Raw genomic sequence first — 19,593 nt, forward strand, 5'->3', positions numbered from 1 at the left:
CTGGCACTGACCGGTTGCGTGGAACCAGCGGTTGAACCCGTACCAGGCCTTAAGGCCTTCGCCGGTGCACGTATTATCGACGGCAATGGCACCACGATCGAGAATGGCATTCTAGTCGTCCGAGACGGTCGTGTCGAAGCGGTCGGAGCGTCCGACTCTGTGTCCGTACCGGCTGGTGCCGAACAACTTGATCTAACGGGCCGAACGATCATTCCGGGTTTCATTAATAGTCATGGTCACGTCGGCGCTACTAGGGGACTCGAGTCAAACCCTGAGTTGTACACCCGTGGTAACTTGCTGCATCAGTTGGAACTGTATGCCCGCTACGGCGTCACCACGGTCTTTAGTCTCGGCGGCGATGATCAGGCAGGTGTCACTCTCCGCGATGAACAGGATTTATCACTCGATCGAAGTCGGCTATTCGTTGCTGGCCCGGTTGTTAACGGCGCAACGGCGGAAGATGTTGAGCCCCTCGTCGACGAAATCGCCGGAATGGGAGCCGACATAATCAAGATCCGTGTCGACGATAATCTCGGGTCTACCACTAAGATGCCGGAAGAGGCGTGGCGTGCTGTGATTGAACGAGCACACGAACATGGCCTACGAGTAGCTGCACACGTGTTCTACCTAGATGATGCGAAAAAGCTAGTCGAGGCCAACGTCGATTTTCTCGCCCACAGTGTTCGGGACACGGACGTCGACCAGGAACTGATTGACGGCATGCTTGAGCGAGACGTGTGCCTAAGTCCAACACTGATGCGCGAGGTTTCAACATTCGTTTACGAATCACGGCCTGACTTCTTCGACGACCCTTTCTTCCTTCGGGCCACCGACCCCAATGTGATCATTGGGCTCGAGGATCCCGTTCGCCAAGCGCGGATTCAAGATAGCGAGAGTGCTCAAGGGTATAAAGCAGCGCTTGAAGTGGCAATGCGGAATGTCAAAGCGCTGTCTGACGCTGGAGTGCATATCGCATTCGGCACTGACACAGGTCCGGTCGGCCGCTTCCAAGGTTATTTCGAACAGCTCGAACTCGAGCGGATGGTTGAAGCCGGCTTAACTCCTTTACAGGCACTCGTTTCTGCTACTGGTGACGCCGCGGGGTGCATGGAGGTTAGCGAGGACCTGGGCACTCTGGCGATGGGTAACTGGGCAGATTTCGTGGTGCTGTCGGCGAACCCGCTGGACGATATCCTTAACACGCGATCGATTGAATCAGTTTGGATCGCAGGAAATCTTGTCCCAACCGTCGGTTGAGCGGCTTCTTCAATCGCTGCCGAACGAGGTCTCGTTCACGGTTAAGAAGGCCGGGGGGCGTAGATCCTTCTCAGAAGGACTCGTGAATCCTAGAAGCTTTTGTTGTCTCTTCATCTGCCCAAATCCCTAAACTCACGGATAACCCAAGGAGACATCGGAAACAGTGACGGCAAGGCGCTCAGTCGCGGTTGCGTTGTACCGTGCACTTGCCAAAGACCCTTTCTACCGTACGATCGCAGGCGCCCAGCATCGAGACACACCGGCATTCAAAACTGCACTTGTGCAGTATTTCGAATACGCCTTGGACGAAGCTGAGGCAATCGGCAAGTTGGTCGTGGACGAAGGGCAGCTCGGTGCCGCCGCTTGGTTTCTCCCGATAGCGCCCGGGATCACGCAGGAGGCAAAAATCCGGAAAGAGCGAGCGCTTCACGAAGTGCTTAGCGAAGCCGGACTGGTCACCTATCAACGGATTACTGAATTTATGAGCCAGCGGTCACGGGTCTGCATCCCGGCGGATGCATGGTATCTGTCGATTGTTGGCATCACACCGAAAGCACAAGGGAAGGGGCTGGGGCGAAAATTGCTCGAGCCAACGCTCACCGAAGCTGACGAGGCCAAGGCCGTCTGTTATCTTGAAACGTTCAGCATGCGCAACGTAACGTTCTACACTCGGCTTGGGTTCGACGTTATTGGTATGCCCCACGAACCAACAACCGGGGCCCACTATGCAATCATGGTGCGTCGCCCAAGCCCTGATTCTTCCAATATCGCTCCAGACCTAGCCAGCACAATCTGAGCGGCACTGCGTCCTCGTAGTGGCGGGCCGCCGTTTCAGGCAACCGTTGGCGAAGCAACTTCGAGACGGCAGTTGTAAAACTTGAGAGCCCATCCTCGCGGGATTCCTGCGCCACGACCCGTCTAGCGATCTCGGCCAACTCAGCGAGATGGTCCACAAACGTACGCATATGGTTCATTACGTCAGTGTGTGGACCGAAATGGGTTAGAAACAGGGTGCTAGCTCGCCAGCGTTCGATTACCTCGACGCTCGTGCGCCAAGCCGCTAGGTCGAGGTCGGGAGGTGGTGTTGGAGGCAGTATATAAGGCGAAGGACCCACACGAATACCAGCTGTGTCACCCACAAAGGCGATGCCACTGTCTCGGTCGAAATAGCTAACGTGATGACGTGCGTGGCCTGGGGTGTAGGCTACTTCCAGTTCCCGCTCCCCAATTCGAATCCGTTCACCGCCCATAAGGCCGCGTAAGTTGGTTTCTGGCACAGCCTTGAATTCTCCCCACAATTGTTCGAGTTCATCGACCCAAATTTGTCGAGCACTCGCAATCAGACGCGCTGGGTCGACCATGTGACTGACCCCAGTCACGTGAACATAGACAGTAATTTCTGGATTCTCGTTCACGATCGCTCCAGTGGCCCCAGCGTGATCGAAATGGATGTGAGTCAGAAGGATCGCCCGAATGTCGGAGACAGCAATGCCATGCCGCCTCAGCTCGGACCCAAGCGTTTCCAAGGTCGCAGCTGGTCCTGGATCAACTATAGCGGCGCCGAAACTGCCGTGCAGCACGCCTGCCGCGATCACTTCCGATTGACCTTGGAAGTGCAAGTCGATGTAACTAATATCACGCGTCAGTCGATTCATGATTCGTGGGCGTATAAAGCCGAGCCTGACGATGCTATCTTACTACGCCGATCTGTGTATCGTGGTTTAACGGACAACTGCTTGACGTCATTAGATCGCTCCCATAGGCTGGTCGAAGAAACTCTACAAAACCGACGATGCCATACAATGAAGAACCCAGCGGTCAAACGCGGGAGCGAGTCCGGTCGGTCTCAAAAGAACCACCTCGGTATCGTGTGCTGCTTCACAACGATGACTACACCACTATGGAGTTCGTTGTGAAAGTGTTGGAGTCGGTGTTCCATAGGTCCCCCGCCGAGGCCTACCGAATCATGATGCAAGTGCATAGCCAGGGCCAAGGGCTCTGCGGCATCTATCCCTACGACGTCGCCGAGACCAGGGCCCTTACGGCACAGGACCTCGCCCGTCACGAGGGCTTTCCGCTACAAACCTCCATCGAGAAAGAATGAGGAATCTCTCACTATGTTCAGTGCATCGCTCGAGTTAATTCTCAGCATTGCGTATCGAGAGGCCGAATCAAGGCGCCACGCGGACCTCACGCTGGAACATCTCCTGTATGCACTTGCACACGACGTCGAGGCTGAAAAAATCATGCAAGCCTGTGGCGCTGATTTACCAGCACTTCGCCACGATCTTGATAACTATTTACAGCGTGAGACTGAGCGGTTTCCAAGACACAGTCCTGGGGAACCGGTTCAGACGCTGGCCTTTCGCCGGGTCTTACAAACAGCAGTGCTGCATGTACAGAGTGCTGGTAAAGATGAAGTTCACTCGGGCGATGTGCTCGCTGCAATCCTTCAACAAACCAATTGCTTCGCAGCGGAGCAGTTACTTGCGCAGGGCGTCACCAGGCTCGATGTGCTGAACTACATCTCTCACGGTATTGCTAAGGTTCCACCAGCGCCAAGCCGTGACGGCGTCACGCCGGACCAGACCGTCCACGCCGGTGCGGAAGATGATGCGCCGACCGTACAGCGGGATCCCCTAGCAGCTTTCACTGTGAATCTTTCCGAGCGTGCAGCTGCCGGCCAAGTCGATCCCCTTATCGGACGCTCCGTTGAGTTACAACGGACAATGGAGGTTCTCTGTCGGCGCCGAAAGAATAATCCGGTTTTTATCGGTGACGCTGGGGTAGGTAAAACAGCCCTAGCCGAGGGACTCGCCGCTCGATTGCTTGACACGACCGTCCCAGCACCACTCCAGGGAGCCGAGGTCTTTTCACTCGATACGACGGCGCTCCTTGCTGGAACTCGTTTCCGGGGCGATTTTGAAGAGCGCTTCAAAGCGGTACTGGCTTCGCTGCGTCAGCACGCGAAACCTATCCTTTTCATCGATGAGGTGCACGCCACGGTTGGCGCGGGCGCAACGACCGGTGGCACTTTGGACCTCGCAACTCTTATCAAGCCCGTGCTCAGCGCCGGTGAAGTTCGAGTGATCGGATCGACCACGATTGAAGATTTTAAGCATATCGAGAAGGACCGTGCGTTGGCTCGCCGGTTGCAGAAAATCACAGTCGACGAACCCAGTCCCGAAGAAGCTATAAAGATTCTAAAGGGCCTGCATGCACGCTATGCCGAACATCACGGCATCGAATACACAGACGCCGCACTCACGACAGCAGTAAAGCTTGCCGGACGCCATCTTCGCGACATCCGACTCCCAGACAGTGCAATTGACGTTCTCGATGAGGCGGGTGCCATGCTTAGGCTGCGCTGCACCGAGACACAACCCGAAGGTAACAAAGATCGCGCTGCCACCCCGACAGAGAAAATGGTGACGGCGGCGGACATCGAGCATGTGGTCGCCCGAATGGCAGGAATCCCTGAGCAACAAGCCTCAGCGTCCGACAAAGAACGTCTCCGTACGCTGGAGGAAGCACTGCAACGGGTCGTCTTCGGGCAGGACGACGCAGTTGCAGCAGTTGCCAAAGCGATCAAGCGGTCGCGCGCTGGCCTCGGACAGCCAGAGCGGCCAGCCGGCTGTTTCCTGTTCACCGGACCTACTGGGGTGGGAAAGACCGAGTTAGCGAAACAGTTAGCTATCCATCTGGGCAACGAATTCCTCCGTTATGACATGAGTGAGTACATGGAAAAACATTCCGTTGCTCGACTGATCGGAGCGCCACCAGGTTACGTAGGCTTCGAACAGGGGGGGCTGTTAGTTGACGCACTTAGAAGCCATCCCTACGCCGTTGTGCTTCTCGACGAAATCGAGAAAGCCCATCAAGATCTGTTAAACATCCTTTTACAGGTGATGGACCATGCAACACTAACCGACAGCACTGGCCGGAAAGCTGACTTCCGGCAGGTCGTGCTAATCATGACGTCTAACGCTGGCTCCCGGGAAATGAGCGCTGGTGCTATTGGATTTAGCGGGGGACGATCGAAGGCGGTGCGAGGTCGGATCAAAGCAGCTATCGAGCGGATCTTTAGCCCTGAGTTCCGTAACCGGCTCGACACGACTGTAACCTTTGGGGCACTTACACCAGACGTGATGGAAATGATTGTCGAGAAATTTATCCTTCAACTCGAAGCGCAGCTCGCGGAGCGGCGTGTGGCGATCACCCTCGAAACCGGAGCGCGCCAGTGGCTTGCCACAAAGGGTTATGACCCGGTTTACGGGGCTCGTCCGCTCGCTCGGATCATTCAGGCAGAGGTTAGAGACCGTCTCACTGAGGAAATCTTGTTCGGCCAGCTGGAAACCGGTGGCACTGTCCGGATTAGCTTGGCGGATGGAGACGGCCCTCTCAAGTTCGCGTTCGAGCCGAGCGCTAAGCCTTCGCAGACAGCCAACGCGGTCGCAGGCCCAGAAACGGTCGGCTAATTAAGATGATTCAGTTGACCACCACGATTCGGTAATTACCTCACTGGAAGCTGAAGCAGCCATGCTCAAGCGTTCAAGGTTTAGCCAGACGTTAGGGGGTTAGTAGTAATGCCAACACTAGGTGGCGGATGCCGGGTCATCGAACCCAACGAGGGACAAATTAGCTGTGAGGGTACTAGGCGGCGGTGGTGGACAGTGGGTGCAGCGGTAGCTGCCGCACGCGACATCGAGCAGTCGGTCAGCCAATTCGATAAAGGCCTCTCTCCGGGTCAAATAAATCCCACCAGCGAGGAGGTTCATTACGTCTCGGCAGGATCAGGCACCTGTTACGTTGATGGATACGGTTACCAAGTCAAAATTGGCTCCGCCGTTTACGTAGCACCGGGTAAAGAGTGTTGCTTCGACACGCCGACAGGCGACCTTGAAGTCGTGAGCGTCTGCTGCCCTCAGATTCGTGACTCGCGTTTCGACCTCCCGGCAAACACATGCCCAGCCGACTCTGGGGAGACCAAGCCCGTAGTCGTCGTGCATCAGGACAACCGAAAGTCGATTCCAACAGGTGACCGATGGTTCAAGTTACTCGTCGACAAGAGTGTCGGCTGCCAACACGTTACGCAGTTCCTCGGATTCATTCCCAAGTCCGAGGCTCCAGTACATCATCACACTTACGAAGAAGCGATTTATATCGTTGAAGGACACGGCGTGCTGTGGGCTAATGGTAAAGAGGCGCCGGTCGCGCCCGGCAGTTGTATCTACCTTCCCAGACGGGTTAAGCATTCAATGAAGAACTTAGAAGACACGCCTATTCGCCTGATGGGAGTATTTCATCCGTCTGGTAGCCCGGCCACTAGGTACCATGAGTAACACATAATCAGTCAATTCAACGTTATCTTTGCAAGACGTGCTAGGTGAGAGGTAACTAGTAAGTGTTGAGCGTCACGAACCAACAACTCTTAACTCGGGAGAAACTTATGAGGATGATCGATCGCCGGCGATTCCTGCATTTTGGTGCGGCGAGTGGCGTGTTTGGCCTTACGACGAAGCGAGCTGAGCAAGCGGCAGTGGCATCATCGCAACCACAGGCCTCAAGCGAACAAAGTGTAAAGCTCTACGGCGACGGTCTCGGACTAACCCCGGACGATTCAGTCAAGCTCTTAACGCGCCTCGTTGAGGAAGGAGAAGGGATCCAAGCAGATTCGTATTCCAATGGTGGAGTCGTCGAGGAACTAGAGCAGGCTTTCGCCGCGGCACTTGGAAAAGAACGAGCTGTCTTCATGCCGACTGGCACGCTGGCCAATCACCTAGCCGTTCGGATGCTCGCTGGTGGGCCTAGCCGGGCAATCGTCCAGGCTGAGAGCCATCTTTACAACGATACCGGTGACACCGTCCAGACCCTAAGTAACATCCAGCTGGTCCCATTAGCCCCTGGTCGCGCAACTTTCACGTTGGATGACGTAAGGATACTACTTGACCGCACCTCCAGTGGGCGAGTTGCCACACCCGTATCAGTTATTTCAATCGAATCACCAGTGCGGAGAAGGTCGGGTGAGATTTTTAACGAAACCGAGATGGATAAAATCACAGAATTTGCTCGGCAGAACGGTATCCGTACACACCTCGACGGCGCACGGATTTTCCTACAAACCGGTTTCGGAGGACGGTCAGCCGCCGATTATGCCAGGCCTTTCGATACCGTCTACGTCTCGCTCTACAAGTACTTCAACGCGCCATCAGGTGCGATTCTCGCTGGGCCGAGTGCCTTGCTGGACCAAATGTTTCATACGCGGCGTATGTTTGGCGGTGGTCTTGCCCATGTGTGGCCTTTCGCAGCGATCGCACTACACTATTTCCGGGGGTTCCCCGAGCGCTACGCGCGAGCTGTTCATGTATCAAATGAATGGAAGCAGCTAATCAGCAAGCACGACGCTTTTTCCATTAAACCAGTCCCAGCAGGCACGAACCTTTTCTTGCTTCAAGTGAAGTATCCAGACCTCGACCTGTTCCGTAATAAGCTCGCGCACCAAGATGTGCGTCTCCCAGCACCACTCGGTGATGGTTCTGGCTTCAGGCTAGGTATCAACGAATCATGGAGCCGCATAACCTCATCCGAACTGGCCGGTATGTTTGTGCAGGCAGTTGAAGCGTGAACCTTAAAGTCCACCGCATGACATCTGAAACAGGTATTCTTGAGGCATGCTGACTCTAATGCTGGCGCTGCACTCGTTGATCCGATGGGCCGCGATCGCGTTTGGATTCGTGATCGTCATCCGGGCATTGTCCAGTATGTCAAAGGGAAATTTCGAAGATGACGACGGAAGGTTCGGCCGGTTGTTCGCGATTTCGCTCGATGTCCAAATGCTCCTCGGTATACTCATGTATCTCTTCTTCAGCACCATCACGACATCAGCGTTCGAGAACCTGGGGAGCGCGATGAGTAACTCGGTAACACGCTTTTGGATCGTTGAGCATCCGACGATGATGCTCGCAGCTCTTGTGTTCGCGCATATCGGCGTCGTCCGGGTGCGTAAAGCGCCCGAAGCGAAGGCGAAACACCGCACTGGATTGATCTTTTTCGGAATCGCCATGCTACTGATCCTGCTCGGGACACCTTGGCCGTTCTCGGTGGCAGCAAGACCGATTCTGCCGTTCCTATAACCCTAGGACGGATATAAAGGTTGCGAGTTAAGGGGGCAGACCTCTCTGTCCCGTTGGGATGTTGTGTCACGCTCAACCCCAGGGATCGAGAACTAGTCAGGCGTTCGCCATCTCAGTGAGGTCGGCGGGTAGTGCTTCGAGATGCTCCCGAACACGGGCAAGGAACTGGAAGGCGGCCATGCCATCACTTGCACGGTGGTCGAAGGTAAGAGACATCATCATGACCGGCCTGATTGTGATGGCTTCATCGACCACAACCGGCCGCTTAATTACAGCACCGAGGCCAAGAATCGCCACCTCGGGCTGATTCAGAATGGGCGTGCCGGTGAGGCCTCCGAAGATACCGGGGTTCGTCAGTGTGAAAGTGCCACCCTGTACATCTTCTGGCGTGAGACGGTGAGATCGTGCGCGCACAGCTAATTCTTTTATCGACTTTGCAAACCCTGCGAGAGACCTCTCTTCAGCCTTACGGATCACCGGCACAATTAGCTCACCTGACTCAGGCAGCGCAACGGCGATTCCAAGATTAACCGACGGCTTCAGCACGATCTCGTCGCCAACAACCGAGGCGTTCAATGCACGAAACTCCCCAAGAGCTTTAACCGCCGCCTCTGCAACAAGCACGGTATAAGTAAGCGGTGCACCCACGCTCGCCTCAAAACGTTGACCGGCCGTTTCCATTAGTTCAGCAGCACGCGACATGTCGCAATCAACAATGGCCGTTGCGTGGGGACTGATCCGCGTGGACCAACTCATGTGGTGCGCGATCTTCTTACGCACTGCCGACATCTGTATCCGCTCATCTCCGTCCTGCGGTTGATACAGGTACTCCTTTGGAGGGCTGCCCGCGGAGTTATCCGACTCTAAGGGCGAGGTTGCTTGTTGGCGAATATACTGCTCGACGTCACGCTTTGTCACACGACCACCGTGGCCAGAGCCCTGTAACGTTGCCAATGTGTCGAGCGACATGCCACAGCGCTCTGCGGTCTTAAGAACGGCTGGGCTAAACGAATGCGACGGAGTCGTCGACGCAGACGGTTCGTCGGTCTTCTCGGATTCTCGCCTGAAGGAAATCACCTGGGACGATTGCGCTGCCTGAAAATGGCCACCCGGTTCATCCCCCTTCTTTCCATCCGGTTCACTTGTATCGGCCTTCGATTGCCTGCCTTCGCCGGGGGAGGCAGTTTTCACATCCTCTCCGGATTCAGTAATCACCGCCACAGGCGTTCCAATATCAACCGTTTCGCCCTCCTTCACAAGAATCTCGGTTAACGTCCCCGCCGCAGGAGCCGGCACCTCAGTGTCAACCTTGTCGGTCGTGATTTCAAAGAGAGGTTCATCACGGTCAACAACGTCGCCAACCTTTTTCAACCACTTAATAATTGTGCCTTCGGCGATCGACTCCCCCATTTGGGGCATTACTATTTCAATCATGATGCTGGAAGCAGGCTCATCTAAATAGGGTTAGTACTCCAAAACGTTCTTAGCGGCAGTATAGATCTTTTCCTCGGTCGGAAGCATCGCATCCTCTAGTGACGCCGCGAAGGGAGACGGAACGTCCAATGCGCCCACTCGTGTCACCGGCGCGTCAAGCACATCAAATGCCTCCTGCGCGATGATCGCCGCCACCTCACCACCGAAGCCACCGGTGAGCTGTGCTTCATGGACGACCAGTGCACGGGAGGTTTTTCGCACGCTCACTAGAAACGTGTCCCGGTCCAGCGGGCATAGGCTGCGCAAATCGACAACCTCGCATTCGGCACCCTCCCGCGATAATCGCTCGGCCACCGCCAGCGATTCGTGAACCATTGCACCATATGTTACAACCGTTAAATCTGATCCCTCTCTTTTGACGTCGGCGACACCTATCGGAACCACGTAGTCCTCATCAGGCACGTCCTCCTTGATCCTGCGGTAGAGGTGCTTGTGTTCAAAGTAGACCACTGGATTGTTGTCTCGGATTGCTGCAATCAGCAATCCCTTAGCGTCGTAAGGCGTTGAAGGCTGAACCACCTTCAAGCCTGGCACATGCGTGAACCACGCTTCGGGGTTCTGTGAATGGTAGGGTCCACCACGAAAGCCACCCCCCGCAGGACCTCGGAAGACAACTGGCATCGGAATGCCCCAGCGGTAGTAGTTCTTCGCGGCGTAGTTGACAATTTGATCGAACGCACAGGCAATGAAATCAGCAAACTGAAACTCGACAACCGGCCGGAGGCCCTCAACAGCTGCTCCACACGCTGCACCGGTAAAGCCACTCTCGCTGATCGGCGTATCGATTACGCGATCTTCACCAAACTCATCCAGAAAGCCGACGGTTACTTTGAAGGCCCCGCCAAAAACCGCAATGTCCTCACCAAGGAGAATCACGTTGTCATCGCGCCTCATCTCGTCGCGCAATGCCTGACTGATCGCCTCGAGGTAGGTGATAACCGCCATAGGATTACCTCACGGTGCGAAGAGCCGGTCTGTCACGCTGTCGGGCGATGCCTCAGGCTGTGCCTCGGCCCACACCACCGCATCCTCAATCGTCTGGACGCATTCATTGTTGATCGCTTGCACCTCAGCCTCGCCTAGCCCACCGGCCCCGGACAGGTACTCAGCGAACAGTCGCAGCGGGTCACGCCTCTCCCAAAACTCTCGCAAGTCAGCACTGACATAGCCCATGTCGTCATGCTCGCCGTGCCCGCGAGCACGAAACGTCTTGAACTCAACCAAATAGGGTCCATTGCCAGCACGCGCGTGATCAATCGCTCGCCTGGCCACGCGTCTGACTTCGAAGATGTCGTTGCCGAAGGCAACCTCTGACGGAATATTGAAGGCCGGTGCACGGTCAGCCACATTCTCAACCGGCATTTGTTTTTCAATGGTGGTCGAATAGGCAAAGCAGTTATTTTCCACAACGACGACCAGAGGCAATTTGTGAATGGCCGCAAAGTTGAGGCCTTCGTAAAAATCACCAGGACTGGTGGCCCCATCACCAGTAAAAGCGATATAAACCCGCGGCTGCTTTCTGATTTTAAAGGCAAGTGCGAATCCTGCACCCGACGGGATCCAGGAAGCCATCGAACCGTTATGGTAGGGCGCGATGCCGTACTGCCGGATGTCAGCAAAGAACAGGCCAAGTTCGCGGCCGTGCGCCGGTGGTACATCGCGGCCCAGCCATCGGGCAATAACGTGTTTCGGCTCGACGCCACGTAAAAACCATCCTGCCAAACCACGCGCGACTGTCGAGAAGTAGTCGTCTCGCTCAAGGAGACTGACAACACCAGTACAAATTGCTTCCTGCCCGATCGCCAGATAGACAGCACCGACGATCTTCCCCTGGCGGTAGAGGGCGGCCAGTTTCTGGTCGCAAGCACGAGCCAATCGCATCGTCCGGTACCAGACCGCTAATTGGTCACGTGAGATGATTTCGTCGGTTGCGATCGAGGTCCTGTCAAGTGCTGGGTCTAGAAAAATCTCGGACTTCGACATAATTACCACCGGTCACTGACTGTTACCCGCCGTCGTGACCAGGGTTCCCTGGTCGTCATACACATCAACGGGACCGAAAGAGGTTAGCGCGTCAGAGATCCGCTCCCCATCACCAACGGCGACAATGTGTAGCCGATCGGCATCGAGATACTTCATCGCAACTTCCTGTACTTGCTCGCGCGTTACCGACATAATTCGCTCGGGATACCGTTCCCAATAATCGTCTGTTAGGTCGTAGAGATGACGGACGACGGAATTGCCGAGTAAGGTGCTCGGCGACTCGAGAGAAAGTGCAAAGCTCGCAATGATCGATCTCTTGGCATCCTGGAATTCCTGTTCGGGAACCACTTCATCGCGGATTCTCTTCAACTCTCGGAGCAACTCGGCCAAAGCATCTCCAGTTACTTCAGTGCGTATCTCGGTGGAAGCCTCCCAATCACCGCGATACCGCAGCGCCGTGAAGGAACTGTAAGCGCCATAGGTGTAGCCTTTGTCCTCACGCAGGTTCATAAATAGACGTCCTGTTGCACCGCCTCCTAGAATCTGATTCATCACCGTGAGAACGTCGTAGTCCTGACTGGTGCGTTTAATTGCCTGTGTACCAACAACAAGATTCGTTTGGACAGATGCAGCACGGTTGATTAAGTAGAGCTTCGACGGACCGATGGGTTCAGGGTCTTGTACCGTCGGCCGTGGTCTCTCCGTTCGAGCCCACGCACCGAGGTGCTTCTCCACCAAGGTGCGCGCATCAACCATTGAGATGTCGCCGGCCATAGCAAACACGGCATGGTCGGGAATATAGTGCGTTCGGTGAAAGCTGAGCAGGTCGTCACGCGTGGTCCTATCGAGTGTCTCCGGTGTCGCCGAGGTTCGGCCAGCAGGATGGTTGCCATAAATGGCTCCATTGAGGCGTTCGACCGCCAGAAAGCCTGGCCGAGTCCTTTGCTGCATTAAACCAGCACGCTCACGGTCTTTAAACAAAGCGAGCTCCTCCTCAGGAAAGGAAGGCCGGAGTAGAACGTCGGCTGCTAGGGCCATCGTCTGTTCGAGGTGCTCCGTGAGGCTCGAACCGCTCATGCTCGTGGCCTGTAACGACATGTCCGTGGAGATGGCCAAACGAGAGGCATGGGTCTCAAGCGCTTCGGCTATTTCCACTGAAGAAAGGTTCTCCGTACCTTCCCGCAACAGTGACGCCGTAAAACTGGCTAGACCCGCATGATCGGGAGGATCGTAGTAGCCACCAGCTCCGATCAGAATCATCTGAAACGAAACGATCGGCACGCGCCGATCTTCGAGCACCATCAGATGTAAGCCATTATCAAGGTCGGCTTCCTCGGCCCTCGGTAAATTAACTTGGAGGATTTCGTCGGAGACCGGTGCCAAACCCTTGACTTCGGCACCGACGATTGATTGAGTCTGTAACTCCTTGGCCTGAAGGTGAACACCAACCAGCGATACAACAGCCGACAACATGCATCCCAATACGACGTGGGACCACCGTACGCACATCAGAAATTCCCCTGCCCCGGAACCTGGTCTGTTTGCGCACCAGCTGGCCTCGGGACTGTGATAATGACCGACCTGTTAGTTTCGTTGAGATAAGTGCTCGCCACCCGTCGCAGGTCTTCCGCTGACACCGCACCGACGCGCTCAGCGCGTGAGTTAATAAGCGAAGGGTCGTCATAGAAGAGTGCATACCGTGACAGAGTGATGGCACGCTGAAGTGAACTCCCTAAACTTGAAACAAACGACCGCCGTGCGCCATTGCGTGCTTTGGCGAGTTCCCAGTCCTCGACAGGTTCAACCTTGATCCGCTCGATTTGGTTGTAGATGGCGGTTTCGAGCGCGCCAATGTCTGCCCCGGGTGCGGCAATGCCGACCAACCGGAACAGGCTCGGACCACGGTTACTGACCGCAAACGCACCAACGTTTACGCCAAGCTGGGTATCCCGGACGATGGCTTGGTAGAGTCGCGAGCTCCGTCCAGACGACAGTATGGTCGCGAGCACACTGAGGGCATCGTGGTTAGCAGTCAGGCTCTCCGGAATGTGATACGCGACATCAATGCGCGATAAACGAGCCAGTGGGTCATCGTAGCTTGCCCGGCGCTCCTCAGTCTGCGGTAACTCTGTCAGATCCACAGTGGGCGGTTCGGGCTGGCGTGGAATCCGTCCAAAGTACTGCCGAACCTTCTCGAGTGCCACCTCGGCGTCAATGTCACCAACGAGCGCAAGAACAGCGTTGTTCGGCGCATAATAGGTCCGGAAGAACGACGCTATGTCCACCACAGTAGCCGCAGTGAGGTCAGTCATTGATCCAATTGTCGAGTGTGAGTAGGCGAAATTGCTATAAGCCAGTTCATCAATCGTCTCGAACGTGTGCCCGTAGGGTTGGTTGTCAATCCTGAGCCTGCGCTCCTCCTGTACCGCTTGGCGCTGGTTATCAAGATTTTCCTGGGTAATATCGAGCGAGGCCATCCGATCGGCCTCAAGGAATAAGCCAAGGTCGAGTTGGTTTGAAGGAAGCCGTTCAAAATAAAGAGTTCGATCCTTATCGGTCGTTCCATTGACGTCGCCACCGTTGTTGGCGATGAGTAGGAAGTGCTCGCCATCGCCGACGTTCTCTGACCCTTCGAACATCATGTGCTCAAAAAGATGGGCGAACCCTGTGAGCCCTCGGCGCTCGTTACGTGAACCAACGTCGTAATTTACAGCGATCGAGATCACCGGCGCCACGTGGTCTTCTGCGATGATTACTCGTAGACCATTTTGAAGTGTCGTGTCCGTGAACTCGACGGTCTGACCAACCACACCGGTTCCTGAACCGAAAATCCCCGTCGCGATTATGACCGCTTGCCAGTTCCATCGCGTGCATCTCAGCATGCGTTTCTCCCGTAAGACCTAGCTTCACCGAGTCTGTCAGCCACTACACACCGGCGATGGTTGAAGCCTTCACCGCGTCATCCACTCCCAGCACGATCGTCGCCATCGGATGGCCTTCGATCACGGAACCATAGGCATGGTCGACGTTGATGCCTGCATTGGCCATCATTCGCCCGACCGTCTTTAGTACGCCAGGACCGTTTGGCACTTCCAAGTACAAAATCTGCCGTGTTTCAACGTCGTGGTGCTGATCGCGGAGCACGCCTTCCGCGTGGATGTGGTTGTCAACCACTAGGCGGAGTAAGACATCAGCATCGAGACTGAACGCAAGAATATTGACTTGTTCATCCGACAGAAGCTGGCACACATTAGTCAGTGCGCCGGGATTGTTTGGGAGTCGCAGGGACAGTTCGGTTCGGACAGCCATAGTGTTCTCTACAACAACGGTGTAACCCTACGATCATACCCGCCTTCAAGACCAAGTGATACCAGTGTCTTGAGAACTCGCATGTGTGTAGGTACTGCTAGCTATGAACCAAGGGGATGCGCTAGGATCGGATTCTTATGACAGTTGCCACATCAACCATTCAAGTCGCCAGTCGCGTCCACGGGTTCTCCTACGCCATTCGGAACATCGTAGCGGAGGCTAAGAAAGTTGAGGCGGTCGGCACACGTGTCCGGTACCTAAATATTGGCGATCCGATTCCGTTCGGGTTTAAGACTCCCCAGCATCTCCTCGATGCCGTCCAGCGCGCGATGCACGACGGACTGAACGGCTATACATCGTCTCCAGGTATAGAGCCAGCACGTGAAGCGGTGGCCGAGGACTTCTCGGGCCGTGGCCTCAACATTCCGGCCGACCGCGTGTTGCTTACCATGGGAACGTCTGAGGGAATTGAGTTGGCACTTACTGCGTTAGTGGACCCTGGCGAGGAAGTGCTCGTGCCGGTCCCAACCTATCCACTCTATACCGCTGTGCTCGCCAAGCTAGGTGCAAATGCTTCGTATTATCAAACCGATCAAAATAATAACTGGATGCCAGATCTCGATCACATCGAGAGTCTGATCGGGCCTCGCACGAGGGCGCTAGTGGTGATCAATCCGAACAACCCAACGGGGGCTGTTTACTCGGACAGTACGCGTCGCAAACTTCTGGAACTGGCAAATCGTCACAGTTTGCTTCTACTAGCGGACGAAGTTTATGCCGATCTTGCATACGATGGTCCGATCTCACCAATCGGCAGTCTCGACCCCGAGGCACCTGTTATTTCTTTTTCATCGTTGTCGAAAGCCTACCTAGCGCCTGGGTGGCGCGCGGGTTGGATGGCCGTAGGTACCAGCGATCGACTCAACGACCTCTTGGCCGCAATCAAGAAACTGGCCGACGGCCGGCTATGCAGTACAGCTCCGATGCAGGCAGCGATCACTGCGGCTTTAACCCAGAAGAGCTCAGATCAAGACACTTTTCGCGCCGCCCTGCGCGAGCGCGCCGAGCTGACAACCGCAAGGTTGAATGCCATTGATGGCATGTCGTGCGTGGCGCCAACCGCTGCGTTCTATGCTGTCCCACAAATTACCCTGCCACCAAACAAGACTGACGAGGACTATGTCCTTGGCTTGCTACGATCGACCGGGGTGCTGTGCGTTCACGGCTCAGGCTTTGGCTTGCCACCTGGTGGCGGTTTCATGCGTGTCGTTTTTCTTGCGAACCCTCAAGAGTTGAACGAGATCTACGACTTGATTGATTCGTTCACGAGCGAGTTCCTGAGCACGTGAAGGATGTGAACCAGTCGCGATTGAAACGCCGAAAGAGACCGGCTGGGTTCCTTGATGTCAGATCTGTTCTCTGCCTAAATTTACCTACACGTTGTGGGGACCGGTCGGCTCAGTTTTTGTCGACGATGCGGGCCAGCGCTTCGAAGTCCCGATTCACGTCGACCCTGCTCAGTGACCCAGCTAGAGGCACTCGCACTTCGGTCACACGGTCGGTCACGCTAACAACAACGTTCTGAGAGCCACCGGTTGTGTAGCGAAGTCTAACGGTCACCGGAACGTCGTAGAGCTCATCAGTCCGTTGCTCGAATCGCAGTTTAACTACTGAAGCGCCCTCGGTATCGGGAACTGTTTCCACCCTATAAGTAAAAGCAAGATCGGGTAGGCCGGTAGAATGAATGTAGCGATCAAAAAAACGAGTCAGTGGAATGCTCGATACTTGCTCGAACGCCACTCGAAGATCCTCAGTTCCGGCCTTCTGATACTGCCGGTCGGTGTAAAAGCGGCGCACTCCTTGAAAGAATGCCTCGTCCCCTAAAAGGCGATGGAGCATGTGCAGCACCATCGCGCCCTTATTGTAGACAAGGGCACGAAAAATTCTTCTGTCTCCCTGGATATGCCCGAGCCGGTAGCCTAGATAGACAGGGCCTTGGTCGGACTGCTGCATCGCCCATTCGCGCATCTGCCGCATAATCCCTCGAAACACATCGTCACCTTGGGAATGCCTAGCGTGCAGCGCGGCAAAATACTGCGCGAAGCCCTCACTCAGCCACTGCTCGTGGTAATTGTTCCATCCAACAGCCTGTCCCCACCACTGGTGAGCGAGTTCGTGCGCGAGAAAAAAGTCTGGCGCGTCCATAAAGTAGACCGGATCACGGCGCCATAACAGATTACTAGCTTGCATAGGCTCATTAATCATTGAGATGTGTGCCGGACTGTGACCTCCAGGCAGCTCACTCTCGACCAAGGCTACGGTCAGGCTTTCGTAGGGAACATCGCCGATGAGGGAAGTGTAGAAGCTCAAAATCGCCTTGGCTCGTTCAGATAGTGATCGAGCGGCACGACGCTGTCGGGGATTTGCCTCGACTGATAATGCAATTCGATTCTGTTTGGAAGTGATGGTGGACATTGGTAGCTGGACTTTCTCCGATGCGACCTGCACGAATCCGCTCATTAAAGCTGCCAAATACCGGATCGGCTGCTCGGCCTCAAAGACGTATTCCTTGGACCCGTCAGGCATTCCTTCCGACTCTTCACCGTATAGCTCACGTGGAGCACCACTCCGGTGACCACTGGCCACGACCTCGAAATCGGGTGGTACGGTGATACGAATCGTAGCCGGCGCAAAATCAGTCACTAGCGACTGGGGATACCAAAAACTCCGGCTACTGTATAAATAGTGCGGTTGGGGCCCGGAACGGATGGTTGGGTGCACAAAACGTGACGAGTCTAAGAGAGAGAGATTGCGAGGCACAATTGACTGGTGATCCACGGCTTCGGCCGGCAATTCGCCCCTGTAGTCAATAGTCAGTGTAACTTCATCACCGGCCGCGATTGACTCCGGTAGATTCAGGATCATCGTGTTCTGACCTGGCGTACGAATTGGGAATAGCCGTCCGACCCCCTCGGCAGTAACCGATTCAACTGCAAGTTCATCGGCTAGCCGGATCGAAAATAACGACAGGTCGCGCACGGCGCGCATGGCTAATGTGGCGCGTCCCTCCACCCAGTCGCGCCTCGGTAGAAACATCACATCGAGGTCGTAGTTCTCGATGTCATAGTCAATTAGATCGTCCTCGCTGTAGAAGCGGCCACGTGTCAACAGCTTCTCGCTTGACGCGTAGACCGAAATATTGCGCTTCCCTTCACGATCGAAAAGTTGAATGTCCTCGGCCTTGCGATCCGATTTAACATAAGTCAGCTGGTCGTAGTGCGGCGTATCTAATTCAATGAGCAAATCTCGCTCATTCGGTAACACCCACCAAGCTTCAGCACTTAGATCGCCGATGTCGACAAGATACGATTCCGGTGCGTATTGGTCGAATACTTCCTGGGCTCTTTCGTAATCACGCAGGCCAACAGTACGTTCCATAAGTGCTTGCTGCGGCACGAGCGCATCGAAGTCGCTAGGGTTCACTCGGATAAAAGCACTAGTGAACGTAGTTCTCAGCGCTTCGTCACCGGAGAAGAGCCGGAGTTGCCCCTGCTCCACGGATGTATTTGGAGTGAAATCCATCTCACCTTCGCCCTGTAGCACTAGAGCCGTGATTCCCTGTCCGGTATCGGCGACGAACGCCATTCCTTGAGGCAACGTCAGCGTTAAGTCGGTCGTCGAAATTGTGAGATTCCGAACGATGTACTGACGTTCGGGATGGAGTTCGAGCCGGAAAAGACCACCAACTTGTGTTAGCCGTTGCTGTCCGACAATCCGCCATTCAGGTCCGTCTCGAAAAGATTGACCTGTCAACGGATCAATGTCTCGCCTCACATTGAGAAGCCAAGTAGCGACGTTCCCTGCCAGCCGTTGCTCACGGAAGACCTCAAGCAGCACGGCATACCCTTGTCCTTCGGGTACATCGGATAACGGTAGACGTCCCAGTTCTTTGATCGTCACGTTGGTCACACCCGCCAAGATGTTCCGCCTGACGAACTGCCGGGCGCTTGGCTGAGCAGCCAGAGAGGGTGACAACATCGCCAAGTAGGCGATCGCGCGGCCGGAAATAATGGTTCGCTCAAGCTGCTGGTAGAACTGGTTAAGGGGAGGAGCGGTGACTCCAGGTGTCTGCGCACGAGCAGTTTGGTTGGCTCCAAGTACGACACAGATCGCCAAAACGGCCGCAAAACAGAGATTCGTTCGTAGGTAATTCACCATGAAAAGCTAATTGTCCGTCAGTAATCTTGCTAACGCTTTTGCTCCAGTCACTAAATCGTTCCGACACCGCGGGAGGGAAACTAGTTTTAGTCTACCATCGGATAGACAGAGACTCTAGGTAGAGCCTTCACTCCCAACACAGCCTTGTAGCCGTCTGGTACAATGAGCCACTGGGTAGGCTGATGCCTAATCTCACGAT

The 19,593-nt window shown here is 55.2% G+C and carries 16 protein-coding genes; 8 read left to right on the forward strand and 8 right to left on the reverse strand.

Translation table 11 applies throughout. The features are described 5' to 3' along the window. On the forward strand, positions 1 to 1,257 hold a 1,257-nt coding region (locus tag QGH09_01280; GenBank protein ID HJO16818.1), incomplete at its 5' end, for an amidohydrolase family protein. Positions 1,258 to 1,420: 163 nt separating this feature from the next. Further along, positions 1,421 to 2,053, forward strand: a complete 633-nt coding sequence (locus tag QGH09_01285) for a GNAT family N-acetyltransferase (protein ID HJO16819.1) — start codon at positions 1,421 to 1,423, stop codon at positions 2,051 to 2,053. Here QGH09_01285 and QGH09_01290 read toward each other — a convergent pair. Further along, on the reverse strand, positions 1,989 to 2,912 hold the full coding sequence (locus QGH09_01290) for an MBL fold metallo-hydrolase (GenBank protein ID HJO16820.1): 924 nt from the start codon (positions 2,910 to 2,912) through the stop codon (positions 1,989 to 1,991). The genes QGH09_01285 and QGH09_01290 overlap by 65 nt on opposite strands. A gap of 137 nt (positions 2,913 to 3,049) precedes the next feature. On the opposite strand from QGH09_01290, the gene QGH09_01295 reads away from it, so the two are divergent. From QGH09_01295 to QGH09_01315, 5 genes are all read left to right on the forward strand, one after another. Continuing rightward, positions 3,050 to 3,361 (forward strand): ATP-dependent Clp protease adaptor ClpS, encoded by a 312-nt coding sequence (locus tag QGH09_01295; GenBank protein HJO16821.1) that lies wholly within the window; start codon positions 3,050 to 3,052, stop codon positions 3,359 to 3,361. A gap of 13 nt (positions 3,362 to 3,374) precedes the next feature. Beyond that, positions 3,375 to 5,735: an AAA family ATPase gene (locus QGH09_01300; protein ID HJO16822.1), complete on the forward strand. Its 2,361-nt coding sequence runs from the start codon at positions 3,375 to 3,377 to the stop codon at positions 5,733 to 5,735. 108 nt (positions 5,736 to 5,843) lie between these two features. Then, positions 5,844 to 6,599, forward strand: a complete 756-nt coding sequence (locus QGH09_01305) for a cupin domain-containing protein (protein ID HJO16823.1) — start codon at positions 5,844 to 5,846, stop codon at positions 6,597 to 6,599. A gap of 107 nt (positions 6,600 to 6,706) precedes the next feature. After that, positions 6,707 to 7,882 carry an aminotransferase class I/II-fold pyridoxal phosphate-dependent enzyme gene (locus QGH09_01310; protein HJO16824.1) on the forward strand — a complete coding sequence of 392 codons (1,176 nt, stop codon included), beginning with the start codon at positions 6,707 to 6,709 and terminating at the stop codon, positions 7,880 to 7,882. Between the two features lie 46 nt (positions 7,883 to 7,928). After that, the gene (locus QGH09_01315; protein HJO16825.1) at positions 7,929 to 8,390 is read left to right on the forward strand and encodes a hypothetical protein; all 462 of its coding nucleotides are present in this window, start codon (positions 7,929 to 7,931) and stop codon (positions 8,388 to 8,390) included. Between the two features lie 96 nt (positions 8,391 to 8,486). Here QGH09_01315 and QGH09_01320 read toward each other — a convergent pair whose 3' ends face one another. The 6 genes from QGH09_01320 to QGH09_01345 are packed head-to-tail and all read right to left on the reverse strand — an operon-like array spanning position 8,487 to position 15,176. Continuing rightward, on the reverse strand, positions 8,487 to 9,824 hold the full coding sequence (locus tag QGH09_01320) for a dihydrolipoamide acetyltransferase family protein (protein ID HJO16826.1): 1,338 nt from the start codon (positions 9,822 to 9,824) through the stop codon (positions 8,487 to 8,489). 30 nt (positions 9,825 to 9,854) lie between these two features. Then, positions 9,855 to 10,829: an alpha-ketoacid dehydrogenase subunit beta gene (locus tag QGH09_01325; GenBank protein ID HJO16827.1), complete on the reverse strand. Its 975-nt coding sequence runs from the start codon at positions 10,827 to 10,829 to the stop codon at positions 9,855 to 9,857. 9 nt (positions 10,830 to 10,838) lie between these two features. Beyond that, positions 10,839 to 11,867, reverse strand: coding sequence for a thiamine pyrophosphate-dependent dehydrogenase E1 component subunit alpha (locus tag QGH09_01330; protein ID HJO16828.1), 1,029 nt, complete (start codon positions 11,865 to 11,867; stop codon positions 10,839 to 10,841). 12 nt (positions 11,868 to 11,879) lie between these two features. Further along, positions 11,880 to 13,376 carry a pitrilysin family protein gene (locus QGH09_01335; GenBank protein ID HJO16829.1) on the reverse strand — a complete coding sequence of 499 codons (1,497 nt, stop codon included), beginning with the start codon at positions 13,374 to 13,376 and terminating at the stop codon, positions 11,880 to 11,882. Further along, on the reverse strand, positions 13,376 to 14,749 hold the full coding sequence (locus tag QGH09_01340) for a pitrilysin family protein (protein HJO16830.1): 1,374 nt from the start codon (positions 14,747 to 14,749) through the stop codon (positions 13,376 to 13,378). Before QGH09_01340 ends, QGH09_01335 begins: the two co-directional genes overlap by 1 nt. Before the next feature lie 43 nt (positions 14,750 to 14,792). After that, positions 14,793 to 15,176, reverse strand: coding sequence for an ACT domain-containing protein (locus tag QGH09_01345; GenBank protein ID HJO16831.1), 384 nt, complete (start codon positions 15,174 to 15,176; stop codon positions 14,793 to 14,795). Positions 15,177 to 15,313: 137 nt separating this feature from the next. Between QGH09_01345 and QGH09_01350 the strand changes: the two genes are divergently transcribed. After that, complete coding sequence (locus QGH09_01350) at positions 15,314 to 16,525, forward strand: aminotransferase class I/II-fold pyridoxal phosphate-dependent enzyme (protein HJO16832.1); 1,212 nt, start codon at positions 15,314 to 15,316, stop codon at positions 16,523 to 16,525. Positions 16,526 to 16,634: 109 nt separating this feature from the next. Here the strand turns inward: QGH09_01350 and QGH09_01355 are convergent, their stop codons facing one another. Beyond that, positions 16,635 to 19,394: a M1 family aminopeptidase gene (locus QGH09_01355; protein HJO16833.1), complete on the reverse strand. Its 2,760-nt coding sequence runs from the start codon at positions 19,392 to 19,394 to the stop codon at positions 16,635 to 16,637. Between the last annotated feature and the right edge of the window lie 199 nt (positions 19,395 to 19,593).

The sequence above is a fragment of the Vicinamibacterales bacterium genome (genome assembly GCA_036012125.1).
Taxonomy (GTDB): Bacteria; Acidobacteriota; Vicinamibacteria; order Vicinamibacterales; family UBA823; genus UBA11600.

What these genes read in the sequence shown, in the direction of transcription:
- QGH09_01325 (HJO16827.1), bottom strand. Translation starts at nt 10,829, where the DNA reads ATGGCGGTTATCACCTACCTCGAGGCGATCAGTCAGGCATTGCGCGAC.
- QGH09_01355 (HJO16833.1), bottom strand. Translation starts at nt 19,394, where the DNA reads ATGGTGAATTACCTACGAACGAATCTCTGTTTTGCGGCCGTTTTGGCG.
- QGH09_01335 (HJO16829.1), bottom strand. Translation starts at nt 13,376, where the DNA reads ATGTGCGTACGGTGGTCCCACGTCGTATTGGGATGCATGTTGTCGGCT.
- QGH09_01310 (HJO16824.1), top strand. Translation starts at nt 6,707, where the DNA reads ATGAGGATGATCGATCGCCGGCGATTCCTGCATTTTGGTGCGGCGAGT.
- QGH09_01295 (HJO16821.1), top strand. Translation starts at nt 3,050, where the DNA reads ATGCCATACAATGAAGAACCCAGCGGTCAAACGCGGGAGCGAGTCCGG.
- QGH09_01330 (HJO16828.1), bottom strand. Translation starts at nt 11,867, where the DNA reads ATGTCGAAGTCCGAGATTTTTCTAGACCCAGCACTTGACAGGACCTCG.
- QGH09_01320 (HJO16826.1), bottom strand. Translation starts at nt 9,824, where the DNA reads ATGATTGAAATAGTAATGCCCCAAATGGGGGAGTCGATCGCCGAAGGC.
- QGH09_01300 (HJO16822.1), top strand. Translation starts at nt 3,375, where the DNA reads ATGTTCAGTGCATCGCTCGAGTTAATTCTCAGCATTGCGTATCGAGAG.
- QGH09_01315 (HJO16825.1), top strand. Translation starts at nt 7,929, where the DNA reads ATGCTGACTCTAATGCTGGCGCTGCACTCGTTGATCCGATGGGCCGCG.
- QGH09_01340 (HJO16830.1), bottom strand. Translation starts at nt 14,749, where the DNA reads ATGCTGAGATGCACGCGATGGAACTGGCAAGCGGTCATAATCGCGACG.
- QGH09_01350 (HJO16832.1), top strand. Translation starts at nt 15,314, where the DNA reads ATGACAGTTGCCACATCAACCATTCAAGTCGCCAGTCGCGTCCACGGG.
- QGH09_01305 (HJO16823.1), top strand. Translation starts at nt 5,844, where the DNA reads ATGCCAACACTAGGTGGCGGATGCCGGGTCATCGAACCCAACGAGGGA.
- QGH09_01290 (HJO16820.1), bottom strand. Translation starts at nt 2,912, where the DNA reads ATGAATCGACTGACGCGTGATATTAGTTACATCGACTTGCACTTCCAA.
- QGH09_01345 (HJO16831.1), bottom strand. Translation starts at nt 15,176, where the DNA reads ATGGCTGTCCGAACCGAACTGTCCCTGCGACTCCCAAACAATCCCGGC.